This is a genomic window from Amaricoccus sp., assembly GCF_017995835.1.
Taxonomy (GTDB): Bacteria; Pseudomonadota; Alphaproteobacteria; order Rhodobacterales; family Rhodobacteraceae; genus Amaricoccus.
In genome coordinates, this window is the sequence record NZ_JAGOID010000169.1 from 1 (window position 1) to 4303 (window position 4303).

General features: G+C 70.0%; 3 protein-coding genes. 2 read left to right on the forward strand and 1 reads right to left on the reverse strand.

Annotated elements, in window-relative coordinates:
* Nucleotides 1-946, forward strand: a 946-nt coding sequence (locus KBA23_RS16030; RefSeq protein ID WP_290743052.1) for an acetyl-CoA C-acyltransferase, incomplete at its 5' end; no start/stop codon positions are given.
* A 155-nt stretch (nt 947-1101) separates the two neighbouring features.
* Complete coding sequence (locus KBA23_RS16035; RefSeq protein WP_290743057.1) at nt 1102-1872, forward strand: SDR family NAD(P)-dependent oxidoreductase; 771 nt, start codon at nt 1102-1104, stop codon at nt 1870-1872.
* Nucleotides 1873-2039: 167 nt separating this feature from the next.
* On the opposite strand, the gene KBA23_RS16040 is transcribed toward KBA23_RS16035, so the two are convergent.
* Nucleotides 2040-3632: a histidine kinase dimerization/phosphoacceptor domain -containing protein gene (locus KBA23_RS16040; protein ID WP_290743054.1), complete on the reverse strand. Its 1593-nt coding sequence runs from the start codon at nt 3630-3632 to the stop codon at nt 2040-2042.
* Nucleotides 3633-4303 lie beyond the last annotated feature (671 nt).

The following is a 4303-nucleotide window of genomic DNA, read 5'->3' on the forward strand; positions in this document are numbered from 1 at the left end:
GGCGACGCCCTGCACCACGATCAACAAGATGTGCGGTTCCGGCATGAAGGCCGCCATGATGGCCACGGATGCGCTGCTTGCGGGCGACGGGTCCGTGGTCGTCGCGGGCGGCATGGAATCCATGACCAACGCGCCCCACCTGCTGCCCAAGGCGCGCGCGGGCTACCGCTACGGCCATGCCCGCGTGCTCGACCACATGGCCTTCGACGGGCTGGAGAACGCCTACGACGGCAAGCCCATGGGCTTCTTCGCGGACAGGACGGCGGAGAAGTACGGCATCACGCGCGAGGCGATGGACGCCTACGCGAAGGAATCGACCTCCCGCGCCGTGAACGCGAGCCGCTCCGGCGCGTTCGCCGCGGAGATCGCCCCGGTCACCGTGGCCGGCCGGAAGGGCGAGGAGATCGTGAAGGACGACGAGACGCCCTTCACCGTGAACGTCGAGAAGATCCCCACGCTCCGACCGGCCTTCAACAAGGACGGCCGCGTCACCGCCGCGACCTCCTCGTCCATCTCGGACGGCGCCGCGGCGCTCGTGCTCATGCGCGAGGCGGACGCGCGCGCCGGGGGCCACCCGTTCCGGGCCCGCCTCCTCGGCCACGCGAGCCACGCCCAGGAGCCGGGCCGCTTCCCGACGGCGCCCGTGCCCGCGGCGCAGAAGCTCCTCGCCCGGCTCGGCTGGGGGGTCGGCGACGTCGATCTCTGGGAGGTGAACGAGGCCTTCGCGGTGGTGCCGATGGCCTTCATGGCGATGACGGGGGCGGAGCATGAACGCATGAACGTCAACGGCGGCGCCTGCGCGCTCGGCCATCCGATCGGGGCCTCGGGGGCGCGGATCATCGTCACCCTCCTCCACGCGCTGGAGGCGCGCGGGCTCGCCCGCGGCGTGGCCGCGATCTGCATCGGCGGCGGCGAGGGCATGGCCGTGGCGCTGGAACGGGTCTGATGCGGTTTCCGTCCGAAGACTTCGGCGTCAAAGGTTTACGGCGGATCCCTCGATGCACACCCTATGCACAACGCATGCACAACGCATATGCCAGGCAAAAAAGTCGGAATTGAATCGTCAATGCAGGCGCGAGGCATTCAGGCGGAGGCGGCATGATGCGGCTCGGAGCGGATATCGCGGCGGTCGTCACCGGCGGCGGCTCGGGGCTCGGCGCCGCCACGGCGCGCACGCTGGCGCGACGCGGGGTAAAGGTCGGCCTTCTCGACCTCGACGGCGCGGCTGCGGAACGGGTCGCGGCCGAGACAGGCGGCCTCGCTCTCCCTGCCGACGTCACCGACCCGGCCTCGGTCGCGGCGGCGCTGGCGAAGGCGGCCGCGGCGCACGGGCCGGCGCGGCTCCTTGTCGCCTGCGCCGGCATCGCGACGGGCGCGCGCACGGTCGACCGTGAGGGAAGGCCGCACGACGCCGGAATCTTCGGCAAGGTGATCGCGGTCAACCTCCTCGGCACCTTCCACGCCGCGACCCAGGCGGCGGCGGCGATGGCGACGCTCAACCCGGTCACGCCGGACGGCGAGCGCGGCGTCATCGTCACCACCGCCTCGGTCGCCGCCTTCGAGGGACAGATCGGCCAGATCGGCTACGCCGCCTCCAAGGGCGCCGTCGCGGCGATGACGCTGCCCATGGCGCGCGACCTCGCCGCGGTCGGCGTCCGCGTCGTCTCGATCGCGCCCGGCCTGTTCCTGACGCCGATGCTCGAGGGCCTGCCGGCGGAGACCCAGGCGAGCCTCGGCAAGCAGGTCCCCTTCCCCGCCCGCCTGGGCAAGCCGTCGGAATACGCCGATCTCGTCGTCTCGATCGCGGAGAACCCGATGTTGAACGGAAGCGTGATCCGCCTCGACGGCGCCATCCGCATGGGGCCGCGGTAGCGGTCCGGCGCGGCGACGTCTGGCGCCTCATACCGGCGGGCTCATGAAACGACTCGCGGCCCTCTTTTTTGCATTTGGCAATTTTATCGTGTATACTCAGATAGATACCCAACCTATCACGCGTGTTAGCCCGTGTTGCGCCGGGTGGCCTCGTAGACTCGCCGGTATCACGCCGTCGGCCCGTCCTCCACGGGGTCGTCGTCGAGCTGCACCGGGAATGTCACCTCGTAGCGGGTCCCCCCGGGACCGGACCGGACGGAGATCTCGCCGCGGACCTGGCGCACCAGCGCCTCGACCACCCGAATGCCCGACCTGCGCGTCGGAGCCTCCGGCAGGCCGGAGCCGTCGTCGGCGACGATCAGGCTGCCGGTCTGGCCCGACTGGCGCAGGACGAGATCGATGCGGCCGCCATCGGGCCCGAAGGCATGCTTGACCGCGTTGGTGACGAGCTCGATCGCGCAGAGCGCCAGCGGCGTGGCGAGCGCCGCCCGAACCGGCACGCGGTCGCAGTCGCAGTCGATCCGCACGTTTCGCTCCGGCGGCACGATGGCGTCGCTTCGGCAGATCGCCCCGAGCAGGTCGCCGAGCTCGATGTCGAGGGAATTCGCCGACCGGTGCAGGAGATCGTGAATGCGCGCGATCGCCAGCACCCGCGTGATGACCTCGTCGACATCGGCGCCGCCCGGCCGGGTCTTCTGCAACCGGAGCATCGAGACGATCATCTGGAGGTTGTTCTTGATGCGGTGGTTGAGCTCCCGCAGCATCATCCCGCGCGCCCGCGCGGTCTTCTCGGCCTCCGCCAGGAGCACGCGGTCGAACTCCGCCGCGGCCCGCCCCGATTCCGCCGCCATGCTCCGCTCGGCGTAGCGCGCCAGCGCATAGCCCGCGACCGCCGCGGCGCCGAGAAGCGCCGAGACGAAGAGCGACCGCCTCAGCCAGGCGGTCCGGACCGCCTCCACGGGAACCCCGAAGGCGCCGAAGAGGTCGAGGTCGCCTACCCGTTCGGTCGCGTAGAAACGCCGCGTCCCGTCGGCCTCCGCCACGATCTCGTAGGCGCCGCGCTCCGCCGTCTGGGCGATCCTGACCGCCGGGTTGTGCGGCGAGAGGACGACGGGCTCGGACATGGAGATGTTGCGCAGGATCACCTTGCCGTCCGGGCGATAGAGACTGGCGGACTCCCCCGGATTGCTCGCGATGCTCTGGAGGAAGCCGCGCATCGCATCGACCCGCAGGGCCGAGACCCACACCCCGGCCGGCGCCTCCCGCCGGCGCGCCGCCACCACCACCGCGTCGATCCCGACCGGCTGAAGCCGCACCCGGTCGAAGAACAGCCCGGACGCCGTGGTGTCCCTGGAGAGAGCGTCGTACTCGTGCGCGCCGCCGTCGCCGGACGACGGCCAGTTGGCGCTGACGACGATCGGAGTCCCCTCCGGCGAGAACAGGCCGACGCCAAGCCCCTGGTCGGAGCTCTCCTGCATCGCGGTCAGGAACGACGCCGCCCGGTCGTCGATCTCGACGCCGGCATAGTAGCGCGAGAGGAGCAGGTCGGCCGCGCCGATGAGCTTCTGCTGCACGAGCGCCTGCCGGTAGGCGAAGTCCGCGATCAGCCGCGCATTGGTCGCGGCGCGCTGGCGTGCGTCGTCGACCGCGACCCGCCAGCTCAGCGCCACGAACAGGACGGCGAGGATCGCGGGCACGAGGACGCTGCCGATGCGGAGAGACCGGAGCGAGCTGCGAGTCTCGAGCTTCGGGGCAAGCACCGCTTACGCGCCTCGCGGCCCGCCCGTCCGGCGCGGCCATCCGGCCGATCCGTCGATCTCCGTCATGGCGCACATGCTCCGGCCTCGTTCCCTCATCGACGGGACACCCTTCCACCTGCGCCCCAAGGGGCCCGAGAAACAGTGCGTTCTCCCCGGCGCGCGGTCAAGCGAGCGACGGGACTGGACTGGAGGTCGTAGAGGTGGTCCCCGGAATCGGAGCAGTCCGCTACGCTTGATCCGTGATCAGAGAGGGACGGGTTTGAGTGGCTGTACAGCGCCGCGTTCAAGGGTGGTGGCCCAGTTGGCCGGTGGCTCCGGTGACGGCGATGGTCATGGGAAAACTCCTTGTTGCGGTGTCGGATGAGACCCATATGCAATGACATTCAGTAAGTACGCACAAAACTGTTAGTATGACGAATCCTGAAAAAGAGGCCGCCGACGATGCGGCGGGGCTTTCGACCAAGCTGGAGCGTGGCAACCTGATGGCGTCGGACTGCCCCTCGCGCGCCGTGCTCAGGCATCTGACCAGCCGTTGGGGTGTGCTGGTGAGCTGCCCCCAGTTTCCTTGGACATCGCTTTGTCCGAAAGGAGACCGAGATGGACCAGCCGAGGGACCCCCAGATGAACGGGCAGGAAGGAGCTGCTGTTGTTGATGAGCCTGTGGACAGGGT